The sequence below is a fragment of the Hydrogenophaga sp. genome (assembly GCF_050250835.1).
In the GTDB taxonomy this organism is placed as follows: domain Bacteria; phylum Pseudomonadota; class Gammaproteobacteria; order Burkholderiales; family Burkholderiaceae_C; genus Hydrogenophaga.
The window spans coordinates 31,703-54,954 of record NZ_JBFWNX010000015.1 but is presented as its reverse complement, the minus strand read 5'-3'; the positions used below and the strand labels follow the sequence as shown (position 1 = coordinate 54,954).

The 23,252-nt window shown below is 66.2% G+C and carries 28 protein-coding genes; 20 read left to right on the top strand and 8 right to left on the bottom strand.

Annotation, left to right across the window (positions count from 1 at the left end):
* Window positions 1-33: 33 nt before the first annotated feature.
* From AB7F11_RS17215 to AB7F11_RS17195, 5 genes are all read left to right on the top strand, one after another.
* The gene (locus tag AB7F11_RS17215) at window positions 34-525 is read left to right on the top strand and encodes a TerB family tellurite resistance protein (protein WP_428288920.1); all 492 of its coding nucleotides are present in this window, start codon (window positions 34-36) and stop codon (window positions 523-525) included.
* Window positions 526-635: 110 nt separating this feature from the next.
* A complete protein-coding gene (locus AB7F11_RS17210) occupies window positions 636-1,079 on the top strand; it encodes an RcnB family protein (RefSeq protein ID WP_428288919.1) in 444 nt (147 codons plus the stop codon).
* A gap of 66 nt (window positions 1,080-1,145) precedes the next feature.
* A complete protein-coding gene (locus AB7F11_RS17205) occupies window positions 1,146-1,742 on the top strand; it encodes a thioredoxin fold domain-containing protein (protein ID WP_428288918.1) in 597 nt (198 codons plus the stop codon).
* Window positions 1,743-1,830: 88 nt separating this feature from the next.
* A complete protein-coding gene (locus AB7F11_RS17200) occupies window positions 1,831-1,971 on the top strand; it encodes a hypothetical protein (RefSeq protein WP_428288917.1) in 141 nt (46 codons plus the stop codon).
* 10 nt (window positions 1,972-1,981) lie between these two features.
* Window positions 1,982-2,263 carry a DUF427 domain-containing protein gene (locus AB7F11_RS17195; protein ID WP_428288916.1) on the top strand — a complete coding sequence of 94 codons (282 nt, stop codon included), beginning with the start codon at window positions 1,982-1,984 and terminating at the stop codon, window positions 2,261-2,263.
* Window positions 2,264-2,293: 30 nt separating this feature from the next.
* Here the strand turns inward: AB7F11_RS17195 and ylqF are convergent, their stop codons facing one another.
* The gene (ylqF, locus tag AB7F11_RS17190; protein ID WP_428288915.1) at window positions 2,294-3,235 is read right to left on the bottom strand and encodes a ribosome biogenesis GTPase YlqF; all 942 of its coding nucleotides are present in this window, start codon (window positions 3,233-3,235) and stop codon (window positions 2,294-2,296) included.
* A gap of 92 nt (window positions 3,236-3,327) precedes the next feature.
* Here ylqF and AB7F11_RS17185 point away from each other — a divergent pair, with 92 nt between their 5' ends.
* A complete protein-coding gene (locus tag AB7F11_RS17185) occupies window positions 3,328-3,798 on the top strand; it encodes an SRPBCC family protein (RefSeq protein WP_428288914.1) in 471 nt (156 codons plus the stop codon).
* A gap of 10 nt (window positions 3,799-3,808) precedes the next feature.
* Here AB7F11_RS17185 and AB7F11_RS17180 read toward each other — a convergent pair whose 3' ends face one another.
* The 3 genes from AB7F11_RS17180 to AB7F11_RS17170 are packed head-to-tail and all read right to left on the bottom strand — an operon-like array spanning window position 3,809 to window position 7,377.
* Window positions 3,809-4,705: a dienelactone hydrolase family protein gene (locus tag AB7F11_RS17180; protein ID WP_428288913.1), complete on the bottom strand. Its 897-nt coding sequence runs from the start codon at window positions 4,703-4,705 to the stop codon at window positions 3,809-3,811.
* A 53-nt stretch (window positions 4,706-4,758) separates the two neighbouring features.
* Window positions 4,759-6,342, bottom strand: a complete 1,584-nt coding sequence (gene gshA / locus AB7F11_RS17175) for a glutamate--cysteine ligase (protein ID WP_428288912.1) — start codon at window positions 6,340-6,342, stop codon at window positions 4,759-4,761.
* A 33-nt stretch (window positions 6,343-6,375) separates the two neighbouring features.
* Complete coding sequence (locus AB7F11_RS17170; protein ID WP_428288911.1) at window positions 6,376-7,377, bottom strand: tRNA dihydrouridine synthase; 1,002 nt, start codon at window positions 7,375-7,377, stop codon at window positions 6,376-6,378.
* Window positions 7,378-7,440: 63 nt separating this feature from the next.
* On the opposite strand from AB7F11_RS17170, the gene AB7F11_RS17165 reads away from it, so the two are divergent.
* The 6 genes from AB7F11_RS17165 (at window position 7,441) to AB7F11_RS17140 (ending at window position 11,654) form a co-directional block, all read left to right on the top strand.
* Window positions 7,441-7,929, top strand: a complete 489-nt coding sequence (locus AB7F11_RS17165) for a HugZ family protein (protein ID WP_428288910.1) — start codon at window positions 7,441-7,443, stop codon at window positions 7,927-7,929.
* A complete protein-coding gene (locus AB7F11_RS17160) occupies window positions 7,926-8,582 on the top strand; it encodes an RluA family pseudouridine synthase (RefSeq protein ID WP_428288909.1) in 657 nt (218 codons plus the stop codon). Before AB7F11_RS17165 ends, AB7F11_RS17160 begins: the two co-directional genes overlap by 4 nt.
* A 9-nt stretch (window positions 8,583-8,591) precedes the next feature.
* Window positions 8,592-9,368: an SDR family NAD(P)-dependent oxidoreductase gene (locus AB7F11_RS17155; RefSeq protein ID WP_428288908.1), complete on the top strand. Its 777-nt coding sequence runs from the start codon at window positions 8,592-8,594 to the stop codon at window positions 9,366-9,368.
* A 12-nt stretch (window positions 9,369-9,380) separates the two neighbouring features.
* Window positions 9,381-9,956, top strand: coding sequence for a histidine phosphatase family protein (locus tag AB7F11_RS17150; protein WP_428288907.1), 576 nt, complete (start codon window positions 9,381-9,383; stop codon window positions 9,954-9,956).
* A gap of 81 nt (window positions 9,957-10,037) precedes the next feature.
* Complete coding sequence (gene bktB, locus AB7F11_RS17145; protein WP_428288906.1) at window positions 10,038-11,222, top strand: beta-ketothiolase BktB; 1,185 nt, start codon at window positions 10,038-10,040, stop codon at window positions 11,220-11,222.
* Window positions 11,223-11,264: 42 nt separating this feature from the next.
* Window positions 11,265-11,654 carry a hypothetical protein gene (locus tag AB7F11_RS17140; RefSeq protein ID WP_428288905.1) on the top strand — a complete coding sequence of 130 codons (390 nt, stop codon included), beginning with the start codon at window positions 11,265-11,267 and terminating at the stop codon, window positions 11,652-11,654.
* 21 nt (window positions 11,655-11,675) lie between these two features.
* On the opposite strand, the gene AB7F11_RS17135 is transcribed toward AB7F11_RS17140, so the two are convergent.
* Window positions 11,676-12,416, bottom strand: a complete 741-nt coding sequence (locus AB7F11_RS17135) for a 2OG-Fe dioxygenase family protein (protein WP_428288904.1) — start codon at window positions 12,414-12,416, stop codon at window positions 11,676-11,678.
* Window positions 12,417-12,537: 121 nt separating this feature from the next.
* Here AB7F11_RS17135 and AB7F11_RS17130 point away from each other — a divergent pair, with 121 nt between their 5' ends.
* Window positions 12,538-13,047, top strand: a complete 510-nt coding sequence (locus AB7F11_RS17130; protein WP_428288903.1) for a bacteriohemerythrin — start codon at window positions 12,538-12,540, stop codon at window positions 13,045-13,047.
* A complete protein-coding gene (locus tag AB7F11_RS17125) occupies window positions 12,980-13,783 on the top strand; it encodes a DUF2189 domain-containing protein (RefSeq protein ID WP_428288902.1) in 804 nt (267 codons plus the stop codon). Before AB7F11_RS17130 ends, AB7F11_RS17125 begins: the two co-directional genes overlap by 68 nt.
* Window positions 13,784-13,788: 5 nt before the next feature.
* Here AB7F11_RS17125 and AB7F11_RS17120 read toward each other — a convergent pair whose 3' ends face one another.
* From AB7F11_RS17120 to AB7F11_RS17110, 3 genes are read right to left on the bottom strand one after another with little or no spacing between them, the layout of a single operon-like run.
* Window positions 13,789-14,787: an MDR family oxidoreductase gene (locus AB7F11_RS17120; protein WP_428288901.1), complete on the bottom strand. Its 999-nt coding sequence runs from the start codon at window positions 14,785-14,787 to the stop codon at window positions 13,789-13,791.
* A gap of 10 nt (window positions 14,788-14,797) precedes the next feature.
* Window positions 14,798-15,031 carry a hypothetical protein gene (locus AB7F11_RS17115; RefSeq protein ID WP_428288900.1) on the bottom strand — a complete coding sequence of 78 codons (234 nt, stop codon included), beginning with the start codon at window positions 15,029-15,031 and terminating at the stop codon, window positions 14,798-14,800.
* A gap of 4 nt (window positions 15,032-15,035) precedes the next feature.
* The gene (locus AB7F11_RS17110; RefSeq protein WP_428288899.1) at window positions 15,036-16,778 is read right to left on the bottom strand and encodes a long-chain fatty acid--CoA ligase; all 1,743 of its coding nucleotides are present in this window, start codon (window positions 16,776-16,778) and stop codon (window positions 15,036-15,038) included.
* Between the two features lie 304 nt (window positions 16,779-17,082).
* Here AB7F11_RS17110 and AB7F11_RS17105 point away from each other — a divergent pair, with 304 nt between their 5' ends.
* From AB7F11_RS17105 to AB7F11_RS17080, 6 genes are all read left to right on the top strand, one after another.
* On the top strand, window positions 17,083-18,114 hold the full coding sequence (locus AB7F11_RS17105; protein ID WP_428288898.1) for an amino acid ABC transporter substrate-binding protein: 1,032 nt from the start codon (window positions 17,083-17,085) through the stop codon (window positions 18,112-18,114).
* 93 nt (window positions 18,115-18,207) lie between these two features.
* Window positions 18,208-19,386 carry an amino acid ABC transporter permease gene (locus AB7F11_RS17100; protein ID WP_428288897.1) on the top strand — a complete coding sequence of 393 codons (1,179 nt, stop codon included), beginning with the start codon at window positions 18,208-18,210 and terminating at the stop codon, window positions 19,384-19,386.
* 4 nt (window positions 19,387-19,390) lie between these two features.
* Complete coding sequence (locus AB7F11_RS17095) at window positions 19,391-20,494, top strand: amino acid ABC transporter permease (protein WP_428288896.1); 1,104 nt, start codon at window positions 19,391-19,393, stop codon at window positions 20,492-20,494.
* Between the two features lie 13 nt (window positions 20,495-20,507).
* Window positions 20,508-21,251, top strand: coding sequence for an amino acid ABC transporter ATP-binding protein (locus AB7F11_RS17090; protein ID WP_428288895.1), 744 nt, complete (start codon window positions 20,508-20,510; stop codon window positions 21,249-21,251).
* Window positions 21,252-21,293: 42 nt separating this feature from the next.
* Window positions 21,294-22,382, top strand: coding sequence for a glycerophosphodiester phosphodiesterase (locus tag AB7F11_RS17085; protein ID WP_428288894.1), 1,089 nt, complete (start codon window positions 21,294-21,296; stop codon window positions 22,380-22,382).
* Window positions 22,383-22,483: 101 nt separating this feature from the next.
* A complete protein-coding gene (locus tag AB7F11_RS17080) occupies window positions 22,484-23,230 on the top strand; it encodes a DUF1223 domain-containing protein (protein WP_428288893.1) in 747 nt (248 codons plus the stop codon).
* Window positions 23,231-23,252 lie beyond the last annotated feature (22 nt).

The window sequence follows — 23,252 nt, the reverse complement described above, 5'->3', positions numbered from 1 at the left end:
CCCACCGGTCTGTCTCGTTTGTAAAGCTTCCCCATGCTCAGAAATCTCAAGGACCTCTTCGACAACCTCGCCACAAGCCTGAACGCGCCCCCGGGTGCGCAGGCGCCGGCCGAGCTCGATCATTCGCTGCAACTGGCCACCGCCGTGCTGCTGGTGGAGGTGATGCGCGCCGAGCCGACGATGCAGGACGCGGAGCGCGATGCGGTGGTGCTGGCGCTGCGAAGCAAGTTCGATCTGGCCGACGACGAGTTGCAGCGCCTGTTGGAACTGGCGCACGAGACCGCGCGCACCGCCTACGATTACCAGCGTTTCACCCGCAGCCTGAACGAACGTTTCACCCAGGAACAGAAGATCCGCGTGGTGGAAGCGATGTGGGAAATCGCCTTCGCCGATCACCATCTGGATGCCCATGAGCACCATGTGATCAGCAAGGTGGCAGGGCTGCTGCACGTGACGCACGGCGAGTACATTGCCGCCAAGTTGTACGCGCAGGAAACCGTGAAGCAGCGCACCGGCAGGCATTGAGCCGGCCCCACAAACTGGTACGCAACTTTGCGCGCCGCTCGCTCGCTGTTTACGCGGGCGAAACAGGCGGGGAACACCATGGAGGCTCACCAACCCCAGGAGTCACCTCCATGAAAACCCGAAACCTTGTTGTCTATGCCGTCGCCGCCGCCACGCTGGGCATGAGCACCATGTCTTTCGCCCAAGGCCGTTTCGATGGACCCCGTTTTGAGGCGCCCAGGATCGTGCAGGTCGACGACCGGCGCGACGACCGCCGGGACTTCCGCGCGGATCGGCGCGACGACCGCCGGGACTTCCGTGAAGAACGCCGCGAGGACCGCCGCGATTTCCGCCACTCGCGGAACATGCGCCACTACAACGCACGCGGTCCGGAGTTCCGTCGCGGCCATTACATTCCGCGTGAATACCGCAGTCGCCAATACGTGGTCACAGACTACCGCTCGCACCGCCTCTATGCGCCCCCGCGTGGTCAGCAGTGGGTGCAGGTGGGAGGCGACTACGTGCTGGTGGCCATCGCCACGGGTCTCATCGCTCACCTGATCCTGAGCCGTTGACGATGGCCGGGGACGGGGCATCTCTGCGATGATCTCGTTCAGCGCAACTCCCTGTCCCTGCACGCCATGCAACGCCGAAACTTCTCCCTGTCCCTGATCGCCACTTCCCTCACGCTGGCCCTGGCGGCCTGTTCGAAGGAAGAGAAAGGCGCCAGCCCCGCCGCACCCGCAGCCACTCCGATCGCACCGGGCCAGGCCCTGGATGTGCTGGCCAGAGAGGGCAAGGGCTTCACCGTCGGCGCGCTCATGAGCGCCCACACCGTCTATGTGCTGTTCGATCCCCAGTGCCCGCACTGCGCGCACCTCTGGCAGGCGTCGATCCCGCTGCAGAGCAAGGTGAAATTCATCTGGCTGCCGGTGGCCATCCTCAACGCCAAGAGCCTGCCTCAGGGCGCGGCCATCATGACCGCCGCCAACCCGGCAGAGACCATGAACAACCACGAACGCGAGCTGCTCGCCAACGGTGGTGGCATCGGGGCATCGGCCAGCATCGCGCCCGAGGTGGAGGCCGCCATCAAGACCAACACCGCCCTGCTCGATCGCCTGGGAGCCACCTCGGTGCCCTTCGTGGTGGCAAAGCACCAGGGCAGCGGGCAGGTGGTCACGCGGGCCGGCTCCATGGGCACCGAAGCCCTGGCCCAGTTCCTCGGCATGGGCGCCTGAAGCGCCGTGCAGGCGCGCTCAAAACGCCCATTTTGTCGCTTACCATCGCCGGATCAAGCCGCGCGTCGCGGCTGTCATCGGAGGCCCCATGGGCAAGGAACAGCGCAACGAAAAGATGAGCAAGAAACCCAAGAAGGACACCTCGGCGCCCAAGGGTCCGGTCAGCTCCGACCGCCCCGTGCCGCCCGTGACCGCCGTCATGCCGCGGGGCAAGGAAAAGAACAAATGAGGCCCGCCGCATGAGGGCCACCTGGAACGGTGTGGTGGTCGCGGAGAGCGACGACACGGTGGTGGTGGAAGGCAACCACTACTTCCCCGAAAGCGCGCTCAAGCGCGAATTCGTCACCTTCAGCAATCACCGCACCAGTTGCCCCTGGAAAGGCCAGGCCAGCTACTACTCGCTGCTGGTCAACGGCGAACTCAATGCCGATGCCGCCTGGTACTACCCGGACCCCAAGCCCGAAGCCGACATGGTGCGCGGGCGGGTGGCGTTCTGGAAGGGTGTGAAGGTCGCGGCCTGAGCCGGGCCATGGACACCGATGCCATCGGCGTCAGCGCCGGTCGGGCTTGCGCGCCTTCGGTAGGCGCGATTTCTTGCGGTCCTGCCGAGCCTCATCGGCCTGGAGGCCTGCACCCAGCCAACGGGTGAACTCCTCGGGTGTTTCCAGCGTGATGCGCCCCAGTGCGCCGCTGCGGAAATCGGCAATGACCAGTTCCGCCGCCTTCTGCCCGTTGACCGCACCACCTCCGGCCAGGGCTCCGCGTTTGCGGCCAATCGCTTCCAGCAGTTCGTCGTCGTGCAGGGCACCAATGGCTGACGCGCTCAGACCAAGGCGGTAGCGCGCCTCCAGCATTGGCGCATAGGCGTGCTTGAGTTTGGCCAGCAACTCCAGAGCGACCTCCTGGTCGTCGTAAGCGTTGCGCCCCACGGCGCCACTGGCGGCCAGGTTGAAACCGCTTTCTGGCACGACGATGCGCGGCCACAGCATGCCGGGGGTGTCGAACAGGTAGAAGTCATCGGCCAGCGCAATGCGCTGTTCGTTGCGGGTGATGCCGGCCTCGTCGCCAGTCTTGGCGGCGCGCTTGCCCATGAGGGTGTTGATGAGCGTGGACTTGCCCACGTTGGGGATGCCGCAGATGAGCACACGCATGGGCTTGACCATGCCGCCGCGCAAGGGCGCAAGCTCGAAGCAGGCGGCAACGATGGCACGCGCCGGGGCCGTGACGCTGGCATCGAGCGCGATGGCGCGTGTGTGGGGCTGTGCGTTGTAGTGCGCCAGCCAGAGCGCGGTGCGCGCGGCATCGGCCATGTCCTGCTTGTTCACCACTTTCAGCGTGGGCTTGCCACTGGTGAGTTCGGCCAGCAGCGGGTTGGCACTGGAGCCGGGCAGGCGTGCGTCGAGCATTTCGATGACGACGTCGATGTCTTTCACGCGCTCGGTGATTGCCTTGCGCGTGAGGTGCATGTGTCCGGGAAACCACTGGATGCTCATGGCGGCGATTGTGCCTTGGTGTAACTCCCGGGTACGGGCCCCCTGGCCCTCCCTACAATCGTTTCCACTTCAACACCCCGCAGAGGCGCCTCATGAGCATCACCGTCAAGATCGACCTGGGCTACGAGTTCGACGTCAAGGCCAAGGCGGCCGAGGTGTTCGAGGTGCTGTCGGACGTGCCCGAGTCGGTCAGCCATTTCCCCAAGGTCGAAAAACTCACCGACCTGGGCGGTGGCGTGTACCAGTGGGAAATGGAAAAGGTGGGCACGGCGCAGGTCAACATCCAGACCGTCTATGCCAGCAAATACGTGAGCGACAAGGCGCGCGGCACGGTGAAGTGGACCCCGGTCAAGGGCGTGGGCAACGCGCAGGTCGGCGGCAACTGGAAAATCGTGGACAACAAGAAGTCCACCGGCCTCACCCTGGCCATTCAGGGCGAGATCGAGGTGCCGCTGCCCGGCCTCATGAAGATGGTGGTGGCGCCGGTGGTGGAAGGCGAATTTGAAAAGCTCGTCGAAAAATACATCGCCAACCTGATCAAGCGCTTCGGCGGCGAAGCCTGAAGGCGCTCGTTCATGCCGTGAGGTTCAGCTTGAAAAACGCCAGCGTGCGGTCCCACGACAGCTTGGCGGCCGCTGCGTCGAAGCGTGGCGTGGTGTCGTTGTTGAAGCCGTGCTGCGTGCCCGGGTACCGGTGGGGCGTGTAGCGCACGCCAGCGGCCTTGAGGGCGGCCTCATAGGGGGGCCAGGCGGTGTTGATGCGTTCGTCCATGTCGGCAAAATGAATCAGGAGCGGCGCCTTCACCCTGGCCGCCGCCTGGACGGGCGGGTGGTTGCCGTAGTAGGACACGGCGGCCGAGAGATCGGGCAGTTCGGTGGCAAGCATGTGCGCGATGCCTCCGCCGTAGCAGAAGCCCACCACGCCCACGCGGCCGGTGCCATCGGGCCGGGCCTTGAGCGCTGCGGCGGTGGCCAGGAAGTCCTCCCGGGTCCTGTCCTGGTCGAGCTGGGCGAACAGGGCCCTCGCCTTGTCCTCATCGCCCGGGTAGCCGCCCAGCGGCGTGAGCGCGTCGGGCGCGAAGGCAAGGTAGCCTTCCAGGGCGAGGCGCCGCGCCACGTCCTCGATGTGCGGGTTCAGCCCTCGGTTTTCGTGCACCACCAGCACGCCGGGCAGGCGTCCGCCCGGCGGAGGCAGGGTGGGCCGCGCCACGTAGACCTTGACCGTGCCGTGGCCCTGCGGCGATGCCACGCTGACCATCTCGGTCTTCACGCGAGGGTCGTTGGCCGGAATCACCTGGGCGGCGGCGAAATTCGGGCTGAGCGCCGCGAGCAGGCCCGCCGCAGTCACACCGCCCACCGCGAACTTCGAAGCCCGGTCCAGGAAGGTCCGGCGGTCCACGTCGCCGTGTACGTAGGCATCGAAAAGGATCAGCAGTTCCTGGTCGAAGTCGGCGGCGGTGAGTCGGGTCATGGGCGTCTCCGGCGAAAGCCGCAGAATAGCCCGGAGCACCCCGCCGGGCCGATTCACCGTGCGATGGTGAGGGCTTCTGGAGCCAACGCTGCGACCGGTTGCGTCTGTGGACGACCCAGGCGCGATGGCGAGGTGTATTCCTGCCGATAGATTTCAAATGGCATGGAGTCTGCGGCCTCGATGGCGCGCTGGTCCTGCACCGACTTGGCCGCCATGGCCTCAAAACGTGCCTGCTGTTTGGCGCTCCAGTCCAGGGCCAGCAGGTGCTGGTGCGTGACGAGGGACTGTGCCCGCACAAAGGCGATGAACGCGTCGCCATGATCTGCCTGTATGGTCTGGAGCACACGCGCCGAAGGCAGGCGCTGCGGGTCCTGCAGCGCGGCACGCGCTTGCGCCACGGCGTCGGCATGCTCGGCGCCGCCGTGCGTGCGGTCGAGCGCTGCGGCAATGGGCACGAGCTGGTCGATGATGTCCAGGCCCCACTGCACCAGGGGCACCGCCTGGCCATCTCGCAGCAGGTCAAGCCCCGGTTCGCGGCCGCGCGCAGCGGTCAGGTGCTGGTTGTGGGCCAGTTCACGGATCTCGGCAGGCGTGTCCGGCGGGCTGTCCGAGAGCAGGCAATGCAGCAGGAACACGTCGAGAAAACGCAGGGTGGACGCACCGATGCCGATGGGCTCGAAGGGATTGAGGTCCATCAGACGCACCTCGATGTACTCGACGCCACGCTCGCGCAGCGCGTGCAGCGGGCGCTCACCAGGGTAGATCACGCGCTTGGGGCGGATGGTGCCGTAGAACTCGTTTTCGATCTGCAGCAGCGTGGTGGCGAGCTGGTTGTAGTCGCCACCCGGGTTGCGGATGCCCACTGCCTCGTAGGCCGGCCAGGGCCGGGTGAGCGCGTCGTGCAGCGAAGCGGCGTAGCCCTCCAGCCCGTTGTAGCTCACGGCCAGCGTGGCCTGCGCCTCGCTCTGATAGCCCAGGCGCCCCATGCGCAGCGAGGTGCCGTGCGGCATGTAGAGCGTGCCGCTGTCGCCCAGCTTTTGCAGTTCATGCTGGCGTCCTTCGACGAAGCTGGAACACAAGGCCGGCGAAGCACCGAACAGCGTGAGCAGCAGGAAGGCGTGGCGGCGGAAATTGCGGATGAGTGCGAAGTAGCCGTCGTTGTCCACGCCGGGCAGCGACCAGTTGTAGTGGATGCCCGAGATGGTCTGCATGCGCCGGCCGTAACGGTGTCCCAGTCCCATGCGGTAGACGCTTTTGGCGCGGCCCACGTTGGACGAGCCGTAGCGGCCGAGCGGAATGGTCTCGTCGGTGGGCAGGCCGCACGGCATGCTGGACGCCCAGAGCATTTCGTCGCCCGCCGCGCGCAGGCTGCGCACGGTGTACTGGTGTACCTCGGTGAGCTCGGCCAGGCACGCCTCGACGCTGGCGTGCACCCCGGTGATGAGTTCGAGCTGGGACTCGCTGTAGTCGGTGGTGATGTGCGGGTGGGTGAGCGCGCTGCCCAGGGCCGCCGGGTGCGGCGTGAGGGCCAGGCGGCCATCGGGCTGGGCACGCAGGCTTTCCTTTTCAAGGCCGCGCCGCATGCCACGCAATTGCTCAGCCGTGAGCGTGTCCAGCCGTTGTTGGAGGGGGGTCATACAGGCGTCTTGAAGCGGGTCCGGGGCCGGAAGTTAACACGGCTGGCCCAATTCTGCTGGCGGCAACGGGATCGGCTCTGTGGTATGGGGCGCATCGGCACGGGAGCGCAGCAGCCAGGCGTCGATGGCTGCCGGGTCGTTCACCAGACGCAGTTCGTCGAACGCCGCCTGCGCCTGGGGATGGCGGCGGCGCAACAGGTTGAGCCATTGCTTGAGGCGCCCGGCGCGGTGGCGCCGCTCGACCCGCGCACTCACCCGCTCCCAATACACCGTGAGCAGCGGTTCGATCCGCCACCAGGGCACCTCACCCTGCCCCCGGATGGCCAGCGCGAGGCCTGGGTCGCTGACCATGCCGCGACCGATCATGAGTGCATCGCAGCCGCTCACCGCCCGGCAGCGTGCCGCGTCCGCGACGCTCCAGATTTCGCCATTGGCAATGACGGGAATGCGGCGCCCCGCCGGCAGGGCTTCGCGCACCTGTGCAATGCGCTCCCAGTAGGCAGGCGGCCGGTAGCCATGCGCCTTGGTGCGGGCATGAACCACCAGTTCGTCGGCGCCGGCTTCGGCTATAGCCTGGGCGCAGGCTTCGGCCACCGTGTCGTCGTTGAAGCCCAGGCGCATCTTGGCCGAGACCGGAACCCCGGCGGGCACGGCGCGGCGCACCGCCGCCACGATGCGGCCCACGAGCTCAGGCTCGTCGAGCAGCACCGCACCGCCCCGGCTCTGGTTCACGGTTTTGGCCGGGCAGCCGAAGTTGAGGTCGATGCCCGGTGGGTTCAGCCCGGCCAGCCGGGCCGCGTTTTCGGCCAGGCAGACCGGGTCGGAGCCGAGAAGCTGCGGACGCACCGGCACGCCAGCGCGGGTGCGTCCGCCGTTGAGCAGCTCGGGCACCACGCGGACAAATGCACGCTCAGGCAACAGCGTGTGGGTGACGCGGATGAACTCGCTCACGCAGCGGTCGATGCCACCCGTGCGCGTGAGCACATCGCGCAGGGTGGCATCCAGCAGACCTTCCATGGGCGCGAGCAGCAACATGCGGGTATTTCACCACGCCGACGCCTCCACAGCCGGGCTGCGCCGCGCTACCATGGCCGTGCCATGCCCCACCAACCCCGCCTGACCCAGGCCCTGCGCGAACTGCTGGCGCGCCAGCGGGTGGGGTCGCTTGGCAGCCTGGGCATGGACGGCGCGCCCTGGGTCTCGCTGGTGCCCTTCGCGGTGGACAGCGCCTTGCGCGTGATCGTCATCCACGTGAGCGCCCTCGCCTCGCACAGCGCCAACCTGAGGCGCGAACCCCGAGCTTCGCTGCTGGTGGCGCAAGCCGAGGTGGCGGGCGAGCCGGTGCATGCGCTGCCCCGGGTCATGCTGGTGATGCAGGCCCAGACACTCGAGGCCGGTGGCGACGCCGAAAAAAGCGCGTGCGCGGCTTACCTGCTGCGTTTCCCGGAAGCCTCGCACATGACGATGCTGGGCGACTTCAGCTTCGTCGCGCTGACCCCGCTGGGCGCGCGCCAGGTGGCCGGCTTTGGCGCCGCGCGCAGCCTGGAGGCCGACGAGGTGGTGCGCGCGCTCGGGCCGCCTTCGTGAGCTTGCAGGTCGTCCATGAAGACGACGCCCTGATCGTGCTGGACAAGCCCGCCGGCCTGCTGGCCGTGCCCGGACGCGGGCCCGACAAGCAGGACTGTCTGAGCGCCCGTGCCCAGGCGCGCTGGCCAGACGCCCTGGTGGTGCACCGTCTCGACATGTCCACCTCGGGACTGGTGGTGATGGCGCGCGGGCTGGACCACCAGCGCACCGTGTCCCGCGCTTTCGAGACACGCCAGGTTCACAAGCGCTACACCGCCGTGGTGGCCGGCGCCCTGGCCTCCACGCAGCCCGGCCACGACTGGAACCTCATCGACCTGCCGCTCACCGTGGACTGGCCGAACCGGCCGCGCAGCATCGTCAGCCGAGAACTGGGCAAACCCAGCCTTACTCGCTGGCGGCTCGATGCCAGTGAAAGTCCGGCGCAGCACGCGGGCATCACAACCCGGTTAGAACTGGAGCCGGTCACCGGGCGCACGCATCAGTTGCGCGTGCACCTGCAGGCCATCGGCCACCCCATCGCGGGCGATGCGTTGTACGCGAATGCGCAGCAACAGGCCCTGGCCGATCGCCTGCTGCTGCACGCCCACTGGCTGCAGCTGCCGCACCCGCGCGACGGTCACACCCTCGAATTTCACAGCCCCTGCCCTTTCTGAATCACGCCCATGACCACGACCCGACACCTCACCATCCTCACCGGCGCTTCGCGCGGCATGGGCCTGGCCATGGCCAGGCAGCTGCTGACGCCTGACCTGCAGCTGTTGTGCATCTCCCGCCGCGCCAGCGACGAGCTGAACGAGCTGGCCAAAAAGAAAGGCGCAGCGCTCACACAGTGGACACAGGACCTGGCCGATACCGGGGGCGCGGCTGCACGCCTGCAAGCCTGGCTTGAAACGCTTGACACGAAAACGCTGCAAAGCGCCACGCTGATCAACAACGCCGGCGTGATTCCCCGCATCGGCCCGCTGGAGGACTGCCCGCCCGAGGACCTGGCCAACGCCTTGCGCGTGGGCCTGGAGGCGCCCATGCAGCTCACGGCCGCGTTCCTGCGCGCCACCGGCGCCTGGGTAGAGAAAGGCTGGCGCGGCCCGCGCAAGGTGCTCAACATTTCTTCCGGCCTGGGGCGCAATGCCATGGCCGCGCAGGCCCCCTACTGCGCAGCCAAGGCCGGCATGGACCACTTCACCCGCTGCAGCGCGCTCGACGAAGCGCGCCGCGAGCACGGCGCGCGCCTCGTTTCGCTGGCCCCGGGCGTGATCGACACCGACATGCAGTCCCAACTGCGCGCGGGCGACCCGGCGGCCTTTCCGGATCGGAGCCGTTTCGTGGAACTCCAGCGCCAGGGCCAGCTCACATCGCCAGACGACGCAGCCACCCGTGTGCTCGCCTGGTTGCAGCGAGCCGACTTTGGCACCCAGCCCGTGGCCGACGTGCGCGACTGAAAGAAATCCACCATGCCCCACGACCTGCTTTCCCGCCGCCAGTTCACTGCGGGCACCGCGCTGGCGCTCTCCAGTGGCCTCTCTCTGGCGCAGCCGGGTGCCGCAGGGTTCTGGACCTTGCTGCGCGAGGGCGGCTGTGTGGTGCTGATGCGCCACGCCCAGACCGAATCCGGCATCGGCGACCCGCCCAACTTCCAGCTCGGCGAGTGCAACACCCAGCGAAACCTGAGCGAGGCCGGTCGCGAGCAGGCCCGCCGCGTGGGGGCGGCCTTTATTCGCGAGCGCGTCCAGCTCGCCCAGGTGCGCTCCAGTGCCTGGTGCCGCTGCGTGGATACGGCCATGCTGGCCTTCAAGGAAAACACGGTCTGGCCGCCGATCAACTCCTTCTTTGGCGGTGAAGGGCGCGATAGCCAGACCCGCGAGGTGCTGGCCGCCGTGCAGGGCTGGAAGGCGCCGCGCAATCTGATGCTGGTGACGCACCAGGTCAACATCACCGCCCTCACCGGCGAATACCTGGCCATGGGCGAGGTGTTCGTGACGCGACCCGACGTCGGGCGGCTGCGCGTGCTGGCCCGCCAGACCTTCTGACCGCCTGACCCAGGTCAAGACGGCGCCCGCCACCAGGGGTAGGATGGCAGCCGAACCCATTCATCACCTGGAGAACACCTCATGAGCAGAGAAGTCGTGGTCGTCAGCGCCGTACGCACCGCCATCGGCACCTTCGGCGGCAGCCTGAAGGACCAAGCCCCCACTGAACTTGGCGCCCTCGTGGTGCGCGAATCGCTGGCGCGCGCCGGCGTGGACGGCAAGGACGTGGGCCATGTGGTCTTTGGTCACGTGGTCAACACGGAGCCGAAAGACATGTACCTCTCACGCGTGTCGGCCATCAATGGCGGCTGCGCGGAGGGCACGCCTGCGTTCAACGTGAACCGCCTCTGCGGCTCGGGGTTGCAGGCCATCGTGTCGGCTTCACAAAGCATCTTGCTGGGAGACACCGACATCGCCATCGGCGCGGGCGCGGAGAACATGAGCCGCGCGCCTTTCGCCAGCCTGAACATGCGCTGGGGTGCGCGCATGGGCGACACCAAGATGGTGGACATGATGGTCGGTGCGCTGCACGACCCCTTCCATGCCATCCACATGGGCGTGACCGCAGAGAACATCGCCGCCAAGTGGGGCATCACCCGCGAAGACCAGGACAGGCTGGCGGTGGAAAGCCACAACCGCGCGCAGCGCGCCACCGAGGCCGGCCACTTCAAGGACCAGATCGTGCCCGTGATGCTCAAGAGCAAGAAGGGCGAGGTGGCTTACGCAACCGATGAGCACTTCCGCCCCAACGCCACGATGGACGACCTGGGCAAGCTCAAGCCCGTGTTCCTGAAAGAGAACGGCACCGTGACCGCCGGCAACGCCTCGGGCATCAACGATGCCGCTGCCGCGGTGGTGCTGATGGAAGCCGGTGCCGCCAAGGCGCGAGGCGCCAGGCCGCTGGCGCGCCTGGTGGCCTACGCCCACGCGGGGGTGGACCCCAAGTACATGGGCATCGGCCCGGTGCCGGCGACGAAGATCGCGTTGCAGAAGGCCGGTCTGACGGTGAAGGACCTGGACGTGATCGAGGCCAACGAGGCCTTCGCTGCCCAGGCGTGCGCCGTCACGCGCGACCTCGGCCTGGATCCGGCCAAGGTCAACCCCAACGGCTCAGGCATATCGCTGGGCCATCCCATCGGAGCGACCGGCGCGCTGATCACGGTGAAGGCGATCCACGAGCTGCACCGCATTGGCGGGCGATACGCGCTGGTGACCATGTGCATTGGCGGCGGCCAGGGCATTGCGGCGATCTTCGAGCGGGTCTGAGCAAAGCCGTTGCATGCCACCCACCTCGTCCCGGGAGCACCCATGAAACTCGCCAGATGGAGCGTTGGCCGGATGCCATTCCTGATGATCGCCGCCGCCGTGTTCCAGGCGCCGGTTTCGTCCGCTCAGACGGTGCTCACAGCGGATGAAGTCAAGGCGACCATTGCCGGCAACACGGCCGAAGCGCAACGGCCCAATGGATCTCGCTTTCTGGCGTACTACGAACCCGGTGGCCTGTGGCTCAGGTGGGAACGGGGCATCGTCACAGAAGGCAAGTGGCGCGTCATGGACAACGGAGATCAATGCGTGACTGTGGGCAAGGAAGACAGCTGCGCCCAGGTTCAGAAGAACGGCGACGGCACCTACACCCGCATGCAGAACGGCAAGCCCCAGTTCAACTGGCTGAAGGTGATGCCCGGAAAGGGCTTCTGACGATCGCGACGGCGCGAACGCTCAGTCGCCTTGAAACCCGCCTCGCCGATACGTCACCACCAGCGTGTCGCGCCAGCCCAGCGCATCGCCCTCCAGAGGCTGAATCGGCGTGCTCTCGTGGATCACACGCGAATCGTCGAGCAGCAGCAGGGACCAGGGCTCGCGCAGGGTGAAGCGCTGGCCGGCCGGACCGTTGGCTTCGAACACGCGACTCTCGCCGCCCTTGATGCCGTGCCGCTCCACCATGAACACGGCCACCAGGTCCACCCCATCGCGGTGTGCACCTTCGGGAGTTGGCCGGCCAATACCGTCGGTGGTGTCGATGCGAAACAGGTGAGCCTCGGCGTACCAGGGCTGCGGTCCGCGCAGGTTGCTCGCCACGTCGCCCAGCCGCTCGAGCAGGCGGCCCCACACCGGCAAGGCCACGGTGCCCGCTTCCATGGGTTCGAACCAACGCTGCATGCCGCCATGCAACGCGTTGTATTCCAGGGGTTGCCAGTGCGCGCGGTGCGGCACCTGCTGCACCTGCGTTCCGTCGACCATGAAACAGCTGTGGCGCCGGCTGCGGTAGCGCCCGCCATCCTTGAGGTATGCGTCCGGCGGCAGTGCGTCCCAGCCTCGGTGCAGGGCCTGCAGGTCGTGCGGCTGGGCCGCCAGCCAGGCCAGGACATCGGCCGCGCTCAACAGGGCGAAGCCGGTGGACTTCAAGGTCTCGCCAAGTGAGGGCAAGGGTACATAAGGTGGCTGAAATTCACTGGTCATGGGCGGGCAGTTTAGGGCCAGTTCACACCGCAGGCGACAGACCGAGGCTTTTCTGCGCTGGATCAAATGCGTGTGCTCCAAGGGCTGCGAAGCTGTCGCCATGAACACGGAGGAATGGCACATGGAAACCGCAAACTGGAGCCCCGCGCTGCTGCTGGGCTACAACCCCATGGACGAGGCGCACCGGACATTTGCAAATCTGCTGGCGCAGGCGCAGGCCGCGCCGGACCATGCCCTGCCTGGGGCGTGGGCCGACCTGGTGACGCACACCGAACAGCATTTCGGGCAGGAAGACGAGTGGATGCAGACGACCGCGTATCCCTCGGCCACCCAGCACACGCTGGAACACCGCGTGGTGCTCAATCTGATGCGTGAGGGGCTGGGCCAGGCGCAAGGCGGAGAGCTTGCGCCAGTGCGGCAGATGGCCAACGAACTGTGGGCGTGGTTTCTGCGGCACACGCAGTCGCTCGACGCGGCGCTGGCGCTGCACCTGCGCCGTGTACAAGTGGCCGGATCGCCCATGCCGACATTACCCCAGGCAAGCATACAGAGAGGAGACCACCATGGCGCAGAGCACTCAGCCACCCGAGGAACAGACACCGCCCGAAGAACGCCGCGCCTCGGTATTTGACTTGCGCCTGGCCGATCTGAACGCGGGCGATCCGGTGCGCTGGTTGCGCCAGGGCTGGACCGACTTCGCGCAATGCCCACGCATCGGCGTTTTCTATGGCCTGTGTTTCTTCCTGATGGGACACGCGCTGCTGGCGGTGTTCCGGGCTGCGCCAGCCTACGTGCTGGCGCTGAGCGCCGGCTTCCTGCTGATGGGGCCGTTTCTGTGCCTGGGCCTGTACCACGCCAGTCGCACGCTGCAGCAGGGTGGACGACCTTCGTTGCGCGATTCGTTGATGGCCTGGCGCCCCACACTGGGCACCATGGCCATCTTCGCCGGTGTGCTGCTGATTCTGGAAATGCTGTGGGGGCGCGCCTCGCTCGTGGTGTTCGCCGTCACCTTCAACACCATGCCCTCCACCGAGAACCTGCTGGCCCAGCTGGTGAACCCGGAGAACATCGAGTTCCTCATCACCTACACCGTGGTGGGCGCCTTCTTTGCCGGGTTCATTTTCGTCACCAGCGCGATCTCCATTCCCATGATCCTCGACCGCCGGGTGGATGCGATCTCGGCCGCGCTCACCAGCATTCGTGCTTGCCTGCAGAACCCAGGGGTGATGCTGTGGTGGGGCGCGCTGATCACCGCACTGACCGTGCTGGCGATGCTGCCCTTGTTCATGGGCTTGTTTGTGGTGGGCCCGGTGGTGGGCCATGCCACCTGGCACGCCTACCGGCAGATCGTGCCGATCACGGACTAAAAAAACTACGCGTTCACGTTCACGACAAGGCGACCACGCACTTGCCCGGCGAGGATCTCGCTTGCTGCACCCACAGCGTCGTTCAAACCTATCTCTCGCGTGATGGCGGCCAGCTGCTGGCGGTCCAGCGTCTTCGCCAGCGCCTCCCACGCCGCCACCCGGCGTGGCATGGGCGCCATCACGCTGTCGATGCCGTAGAGCGTGACACCACGCAGGATGAAGGGTGCCACACTGGCCGGCAGGTCCATGCCTTGCGCGAGTCCACAAGCCGCCACGGCACCGCCGTAGCGCGTGCTGGCACAGGCGTTGGCCAGCGTGTGGCTGCCCACCGAATCCACCACACCGATCCAGCGCTCCTTCTGCAGCGGCTTTCCTGGTGCGCCGAGTTCGTTGCGGTCGATCACGCTGGCGGCACCGAGCGACTTCAGGTGGTCGGTTTCCTGCAAGCGGCCGGTGGACGCCACCACGGTATGGCCGAGGCCGGCCAGCAGCGAAACGGCCACGCTACCGACGCCGCCGTTGGCGCCAGTCACCAGCACCTCGCCGCTGCCGGGCGCCACGCCCGCATCGGCCCAATGGCGTTGCAGGGTCTGCACGCACAGCATGGCGGTGTAGCCTGCGGTGCCGATGGCCATGGCCTCGCGCTCGCTCAAGGTCGCAGGCAGGGCCACCAGCCACTCGCCCTTGACGCGCGCCATCTGCGCCAGACCTCCCCAGTGCGTTTCACCCACGCCGTAGCCATTGAGCAGCACTCGATCGCCCGGTTTCCATCGCGGGTTGTCGCTCTGCGTCACGCTGCCCGCAAAGTCAATGCCGGGCACCATGGGAAAACTGCGCACCACCGGCGACTTGCCGGTGATGGCCAGGCCGTCCTTGTAGTTGAGGGTGGACCAGGCCACGCGCACGGTCACGTCACCCGAAGCGGGCAGTTGCGCTTCGTCAATGGCAGCGCATTCACACCGGTAGCCAGACTCGGGCCTGGTGATCACAAGGGCATTGAACATGTAGCGTTTCCTATGGTGATGGCTTGGGGTCCCCCTCACGCCAGAGCCGCACGGTCAACCACCAGCCGAGGAGGGAGTTGGTCAGTGCAAAGAGGCTCACCACCAGGCGAATGCCGGTGGGCGGATCGTTCAGGTGAATGAACCCGACCATGAAGGACGAGAGCGCGTTGAACCCGAGCGCCAGCCAGAACAGGCCTTTGCGCGGTTGCCACAGGCGGCGGATGGCTTCGGCGATCAGCGACATGGCGTCATTGTGAGGACGCGCCGGCACGCGCCGCCTCCTGTTCCTGCAACAGGCGCCACATCACCTTGCCGCTGCCGCTCTTGGGCAGTGCAGCGACGAACTCCACGGTGCGTGGACATTTGTAGACCGCCATGTGCTCGCGGCACCAGTCCACGATGTCCTGTTCGCGCGTGGTGCCGCGCGCCGCGTCGCGCAGCACCACCACCGCTTTCACGCTCTCGCCCCGGTAGGGGTCTTGCGTGGCAATCACGCAGGCCTCGGCAATGGCCGGATGCTTGAACATCAGCGCCTCCACCTCGGCAGGCCAGACCTTGAAACCGCTCGCATTGATCATTCTCTTCAATCGGTCGGTGATGAAGAAATAACCGTCTTCGTCGATGCGCCCGAGGTCGCCGGAACGAAAGAAACGCTTGCCGTCCAGGGTGATGAAGGCCGCTTCGGTGGCCTCGGGGCGCTTCCAGTAGCCATCGAACACCTCGGGGCCGTGGATGATGATCTCGCCGGCCTCTCCCTGTGGCATCTCCTGCAGCGTGACGGGGTCCACCACGCGCGCCTCGGTGCTCAGAAATGGAATGCCCAGGCACTGCTGCTTGGGGTGGTCGGGTGGGTTGTTGTGGGAGGGCGCGGCGGTCTCGGTGAGACCGTAGCCTTCCGAATACCGAAGGTCAAACTGTTCGAGCAGGCGCTGCGCCACCGCCTGCGGCATGGCAGCGCCGCCGCCACCGATATGCACCAGGCTGGAGAGGTCGTACTGGTCGAAGCGGGGGCTGGCCAGCAGGTCGATCACCATGGTGGGGATGTTGGTCCAGTGGGTGATGCGCCAGCGTGAAATGAGCCGTCCGGCGAGTTCGCGGTCCCAGCGGGGCATGAGCACCATGGTGGCGCCAAGGTAGATGGCTGCGTGCATGCCGGCCACCATGCCGGTGATGTGGAACAGGGGCACCACCAGCAGGCCGATGTTTTCGCAGGTGCTGTTGGACCACAGACCGGCAGCCACGGCGTTGTGCATGAGCGAACGGTGCGGGTGCATGCAGCCCTTGGGCAGGCCGGTGGTGCCACTGGTGTAGGGCAGAACGGCCAGGTCGTCCGGGCCCCGGTTGTGCGGAGGCGCCGAGCCCGCGCAGGCCAGCGCGTCAGCCCAGAGGCTCACGGTGCCGCTGGACAGCATGGGCACGGGATGGCGCTCGCCCAGCCACTGGCTCCAGGCGGGCGGCACCTCGGCTGCCGGGCCATAACATTCGCTGTAGTGCGTGACGACCAGGTGGCGCAACCGGGCCTGCTCGGGAACCGCCTCATTGGCTTTGTGCAACTCGCCCGCCAGATCGGCCGCGCAGATGGCCACGCGCGCATCCGGGTCGGTGATGTAGTGCTGCAACTCGTCGGCGCGGTTCATGGGATTGACCGGCACCACCACCGCGTTGGCGCGCAGGATGGCGAAATGGGCCACCACCCATTGCGGGCAGTTCTGCATGTACAGAATGACACGGTCACCGTCCTGCACGCCTTGTTCCCGCAGGTGCGCAGCCAGTCGCTCCACCTGTCCATGCAGTTCGCGGTAGGTCGTGATGCGGTCGAAGAACACCAGCGCCGTCTTGTCCGGGTAGCGCAGCGCGCTGACGGCCAGGTTGTGCCAGAGCGAGGTGGCCGGCGGTGTGATGCGATGGGGCAGTCGCGTGGGCCAGAAACGGTGGTGTGGCCCGGTTCCGGGCGCGGCCGATGCCTCAACGGCAAGGTTGCTGCTGCTCATCGCTGGTCTCCAGTGTTCTTGAGGCGAAGCATACGGGCCGCATCCCTTCCAGGGAACGCGGCTTGTCGCGCGAGGGACCTTGGCGCGTTCGACGATGGCACGGAACCTGCGAGTTTGTGCGTCCGAAGCCCGGCCTGGGACTTTCACCATGGCGTCATAAGAATATTGCATGGCTTTCCCACGTAAACCCCGATCCCTCGCGCAAAAGGGCGGCGATACATTCAGTTGCGGCCCCGGGCTGCACCCAAACGGTGCGGCTCTTGCCCGGCGGATTTCTTTCCAACCACGAACACGGAGTAAACCGATGAACATGACTTCCCTGAAACTGGCGGCCCTGGGCCTGAGCGCGGCGGCAGCCACCCTGGTGGCCCTTCCTGCCCATGCCGGCAAGGACCTCGATGCGATCAAGAAACGCGGCGAGCTGATCTGTGGGGTGAGCACGGGCCTGGCGGGTTTCTCTGCTGCCGACAGCCAGGGCAAATGGAGCGGGCTCGACGTGGACGTCTGCCGCTCGGTCGCTGCGGCCGTGCTGAATGACGCCAACAAGGTGCGGTACGTGCCCCTGAACGCGGCGCAACGCTTCACCGCACTGCAATCCGGCGAGGTGGACGTGCTGCCTCGAAATACCACCTGGACGCTGACCCGCGACGCCTCGCTGGGCCTGCACTTCACTGGTGTGAACTTCTACGACGGCCAGGGGTTCATGGTGCCGAAAAGCCTGAAGGTCAAGAGCGCCAAGGACCTCAAGGGCGCCACGGTCTGCGTGCAGGCAGGCACCACCACCGAACTCAACCTGAGCGACTACTCACGCTCCAACAACCTGAACCTGCGTCCCATCGTGTTCGCCGAACTGGCCGCCACCAACGCCGCGTACTTTGCGGGACGCTGCCAGGCATACACCACCGACGCTTCCGGCCTGGCTTCGATCCGCTCGAAAGAAGCCGCCAAGCCCGATGACCACATGATCCTGCCCGAGCTGATCTCCAAAGAGCCTCTTGGCCCGGCCGTGCGCCGCGGCGACGACGAATTCTTCGCCATCGTGAAGTGGGTGGGTTACGCGCTGCTGGAGGCCGAAGAACTTGGCATCACCGCCGCCAACGTGGACGCCATGAAGAAGGACAGCAAGAACCCCAACGTGCTGCGCCTGCTGGGCGGCGGCACAGAGGACACCGGCAAGCTCCTGGGCCTCGACAAGGACTGGGCCGTTCGCGCCATCAAGGCCGTGGGCAACTACGGAGAAGCCTACGAACGCAACATCACCCCGATCGGTCTGCCGCGCGGCGTCAATGCGCTGTGGAACAAGGGTGGCCTGATGTACCCGATGCCCGTTCGCTGATCTCGCGAAGCAGTTCGACAGCGCCGGCTTGGGTTTCCTGCCGGCGTTGTCGCATCTGGGGCCTGCGGCCCCCTCCTCCACCAGGAGATTTTCTTGACTCCCGTCACCAAACCCCCAAGACCCGCCTGGTCGTGGCACAGCCGCGCCGCACGGGGCCTGATCTACCAGGCCCTGGCCCTGGTACTGATCGGCCTGGGCGTGTGGTTCCTTGCGCACAACACGCAGGAGAACATGCGCATTCGCGGCATCCAGAGCGGCTTTGACTTCCTGGGCGCCTCCGCCGGCTTCGACATCGGCGAGACCCTGATCAACTACAACCCCAGTGAAACCTATGGCAAGGCGATCTGGGTCGGTGTGCTCAACACGCTGCGCGTGGCCGTCATCGGCATCGTGCTCACCACGATCCTCGGCGTTCTGCTGGGCGTGGGGCGTTTCTCTCGCAACGGGCTCGTGCGCGGCATCTGCTACGGCTACGTCGAGCTGTTTCGCAACGTGCCCATCCTGCTGCAGATGCTGATGTGGTACCTGTTTTTTGTCGAGGTGCTTCCCGTGCCGGGCGAGGCCTGGAACCTGGTAGACCTGTTCTACCTCAGCAAGGACGGTTTCGCTTTTCCCCGGCCCATGCAGGGCACCGGCTACCTCGTGATGCTGGCCGGCCTGGTGGCCGGTGTTCTCCTGGCCTGGGTGTGGCGCCGCTGGGCGCTGCACGAGTTCGAGAAAACCGGCCGCCTGCGCAAGCCGGGATGGCCCACGCTGGGTATCGTGCTCGCTGGCACTTTCGCCGGCTGGCTGGCCGGTGGCATGCCCACGGAATGGGCCGTGCCTGAGGCGGGCCGCTTCATGATCGAAGGTGGTGGCAGCGTCTCGCCCGAGTTCATGGCCGTGCTCATCAGCCTGACCTTCTACACCGCCGCCTTCGTGGCCGAGGTGGTGCGCGGCGGCATCCAGTCGGTGAGCCTGGGACAGAAGGAAGCGTCGGCCGCGCTGGGTCTGGCGCCCAGGCAGACCATGAACCTCATCGTCTTGCCGCAGGCCATGCGCGTGATCATTCCGCCGCTGACCAATCAGTACCTGAACCTCACCAAGAACTCTTCGCTCGCAGTGGCTGTGGGTTACCCCGACGTGGTCTCCATCGCCAACACCACGCTGAACCAGTCTGGCCGTGCCGTGGAGTGCATCGCCATCATCATGCTGGTCTACCTGACCACTTCACTCTCCACCTCGTTGTTCATGAATTGGTACAACAACCGCATGGCCATCAAGGAGAGGTAAACCCATGCAAGACACCTTCGTTCCAATTGCCCCGCGCCCGTCACCGGTGCGCACCAGCGGCTTCGTGCCCTGGATACGCAACAACATGTTCGGCGACGTCCGCAGCAGCATCACGTCGATCTTCCTGCTGGCGCTGGCGGTCTACATCTTGCCCAGCCTCTACAGCTGGGGCCTCGGAAACGCCATCTTCGGCGCCAATGCCGAAGCCTGTCAGAGTGTGCGCGGCGTCGGCGCCTGCTGGGGCGTGGTGGCCGAAAAGTACCGCCTGATCCTGCTTGGCCGCTTCCCTTTCGACGAGCACTGGCGCCCGGTGCTGGCCACCGGCCTCATGCTGGCCGCGCTGGTGGTCAGTTGCATCCGCGCGTTCTGGAAGCCCTGGCTGGCGGTGATGTGGGTGGCGGTCATGGCCATCTTCTTCATTCTCATGGGTGGTGGCGTGTTCGGCCTGAGCGAGGTGCGCACCGATCTCTGGGGCGGCTTGCCCCTGACGGTTCTGCTGGCCACGGTGTCGATCTTCCTGGCCTTCCCGCTGTCCGTGGTGGTGGCACTGGGGCGGCGCAGCAACCTGCCGGCCATCCGTTCGGCCTGCATCGTCTACATCGAACTCATCCGTGGCGTGCCGCTGATCTCCGTGCTGTTCATGGCCTCGTTCATGTTTCCGCTGTTCATGCCGCAGGGCGTCACCATTGATGTGCTGGTGCGCGTGGTGGTCGGCATCACGCTGTTTGCAGCAGCCTACATGGCTGAAATCATTCGCGGCGGCTTGCAGGCCATACCGAAAGGGCAGCTTGAAGCGGCCGACACGCTGGGCCTGAGCTACTGGCAGACACAGCGCAAGATCGTTTTGCCGCAGGCTCTGGCGATGGTGGTGCCCAGCATCATGAACAACTTCATCTCGATCTTCAAAGACACCTCGCTGGTGACCATCGTCTCGATGTACGAACTCACCGGTGCGCTGTCACTGGCGCTGAACTCCGACGTGAACTGGCGTCCGTTCAAGATCGAGGCCTACCTTTTCATCACCGTCGTCTACTTCATTTTCTGTTTCGCCATGTCGCGCTACAGCCTGTGGGTCGAAAAACAACTCAGCGCCAGCAAGGCTCGTTGAAGGAACTCAAAACATGTCTGAACCCATCATCCGATTCGACAAGGTCAACAAGTGGTACGGCAACGACTTCCATGTGTTGCGTGACATTGACCTGGACGTGGCCAAGGGCGAGCGCATCGTGGTCTGCGGGCCCTCAGGCTCGGGCAAGTCCACGCTGATCCGCTGCATCAATCGGCTCGAAGAACACCAGCAAGGCCATCTGATCGTCGATGGCATCGAGCTGACCGACGACATCAAGGCCATCGACCGCGTCCGCAAGGAAGTGGGCATGGTGTTCCAGCAGTTCAACCTGTTCCCGCACCTCACGGTGCTGGAAAACCTCACGCTCTCGCCCATGTGGGTGGGCAAGCTGCCGAAGAAGGAAGCCGAGGAAAGAGCGATGCAGCAACTGCAGCGCGTGCAGATTGCCGAGCAGGCCAGCAAATACCCGCTGCAACTCTCCGGCGGGCAACAGCAGCGCGTGGCCATCGCGCGCGCGCTGTGCCTCACCCCCAAGATCATGCTGTTCGACGAGCCCACCTCGGCACTCGACCCGGAGATGATCAAGGAGGTTCTCGATGTGATGATCGAGCTGGCCAACCAGGGCATCACGATGATCTGTGTGACCCACGAGATGGGATTCGCCAAGGCGGTGGCTGACCGCGTGATTTTCATGGACCAGGGCCAGATCGTGGAGCAGAACACGCCCGAAGCGTTCTTCAACAACCCGCAGAACGAACGCAGCCGGGATTTCCTCTCCAAAATCCTGGGGCACTGAGCTGTCTTGCATCGGTCATGGGGCGCTGTCACACTGCGTCCCATGACCGAGACCTCCCCACCTGGCGTGCAGCGCCTGACCTGGATTCGCTGGAGTTGCACCACTGCGCTGGGCCTGTCGCTGTGGTGCGCCGGTGCAGCGCTGGCCTTCGACGTGCAGGGTCATCGCGGTGCGCGCGGCCTCGCACCTGAAAACACCATTGTGGGCTTCGAGCGCGCACTGGCCATTGGCGTCTCCACGCTCGAACTCGACGTGGTGCTCAGTGCCGATGGCGTGCCGGTGATCTCGCACGACACCACGGCCAACCCCGACATCACGCGCGATGCCCGTGGCCAATGGTTGCAGGCGCGCAGCCAGCCTTTCCATCGTCTCCCGCTGGCCGAGTTCGCTGGCTGGGACGTGGGCCGCATCAACCCTGCAAGCCGCTATGCGCGCGATTTTCCGCAGCAGGTGGCGCGAGACGGCCAGGGCATTCCCACGCTGGCGGCGCTGTTTGATCGCGTCCGCCAGATCGGCGCGCGGCACGTGCGTTTCAACATCGAACTCAAGCTCCGCCCCGACAGGCCCGACGAGTCGCCCGATCCGCAGTCCTTCGTGCGCGCGGTGCTGGACGTGATCGCAGCCCACGGCATGACGCAGCGAGTAAGCCTGCAGAGTTTCGACTGGCGCATCCAGAAAGTGGCCCGCCAGCTCGCACCCGAGCTGCCGCTGTCCTACCTGTCGGCGCAACTACCGCGCTTCAACACCCTGGTGAACGGTGAGTGGACGGCGGGGCTGCGCCTGGCCGATTTCGAGGATGCCCCGGCCATGGTGGCTGCAGCCGGCGGCAAGCTCTGGTCGCCGCACTTTGGCGACCTTGACCAGCGGCAACTGGAACGCGCCCGCGAACTGGAGTTGCGCGTGGTGCCCTGGACCGTCAACGAACTGCAGGACATGGCCCGCCTGATCGACTGGGGCGTGGACGGCATCATCACCGACTACCCCGATCGCTTGCGCACGGTGATGGAGCGGCGTGGCATGACTTTGCCACCCAGGATCGCGCTGCCACCTCTGGCTGGCCAGGAGCGGCCGAGTGCCATCGCGCCATCGACCGACCCCGTGCCCTTTGGCGTGGCACCCCATCTGCGCTAAAGCGGGGGGGCGCCTGGCACCTCACCTCTCGGGAAAACCTTCGGTGTAAGAAGGTCGTCGCCACATCGACCAATCCACTCCACCGCTTTCCGGAGTCGACCATGCACCCGACCCTTCGCCACACCACGCGCGCCCTGCTCGGTGGCTGCACCCTGCTCGGCCTGACAACCGCTGCCTTGGCGCAAACCTGCACCGTGAGTTCTGGTGCCAGGCCGCCAGCCGTCGTGGAGCTCTACACCTCGGAAGGCTGTAGCTCCTGCCCGCCGGCCGACCGCTGGCTCTCCACTCTCAGGCACCAGGCTGGCGTGCTCGCGCTGTCTTTCCATGTGAACTACTGGAACCACCTCGGTTGGCGCGATCCGTTTGCCACCACCGAAACCACCGCACGGCAATACCGCCTGAAGGAGGCTCTGGGCGGCAAGTACGTGTACACGCCCCAGGTGGTGCTCAACGGGCGCGACTACCGCGATTGGCATGGTCAATCGCCTCAGCAGCTCTCACCACTGCCCGCCACCGCTGCACCTGGGCTGCGCCTGAGCCGTCAGGGCAACGTCGTCACGGCCCAGCTCGAGCCGAGCGCCGCCTATCCCCGCCTCGCTGGCTATTGGGCGGTGCTGCAGGATGGTCTGGTGAGCCGGGTCACGCGCGGCGAGAACGCGGGTGAGAACCTGCGCCACGACCATGTGGTGAGTCACTACCAGCCGGTCGAGGCCTGGCCGGCCCATCAGCCGCACGCCACGCTGCTCACCCTGCCGGGCGGCATCACCACTGCGCGCGTCGCCTTCGTGGTCACCAACCCCGATCTCACGCGGCCCATACAAGCGCTGGTTCTGCAATGCCCCTCCTGAGCACCCCGGCGGGTCGACCCGA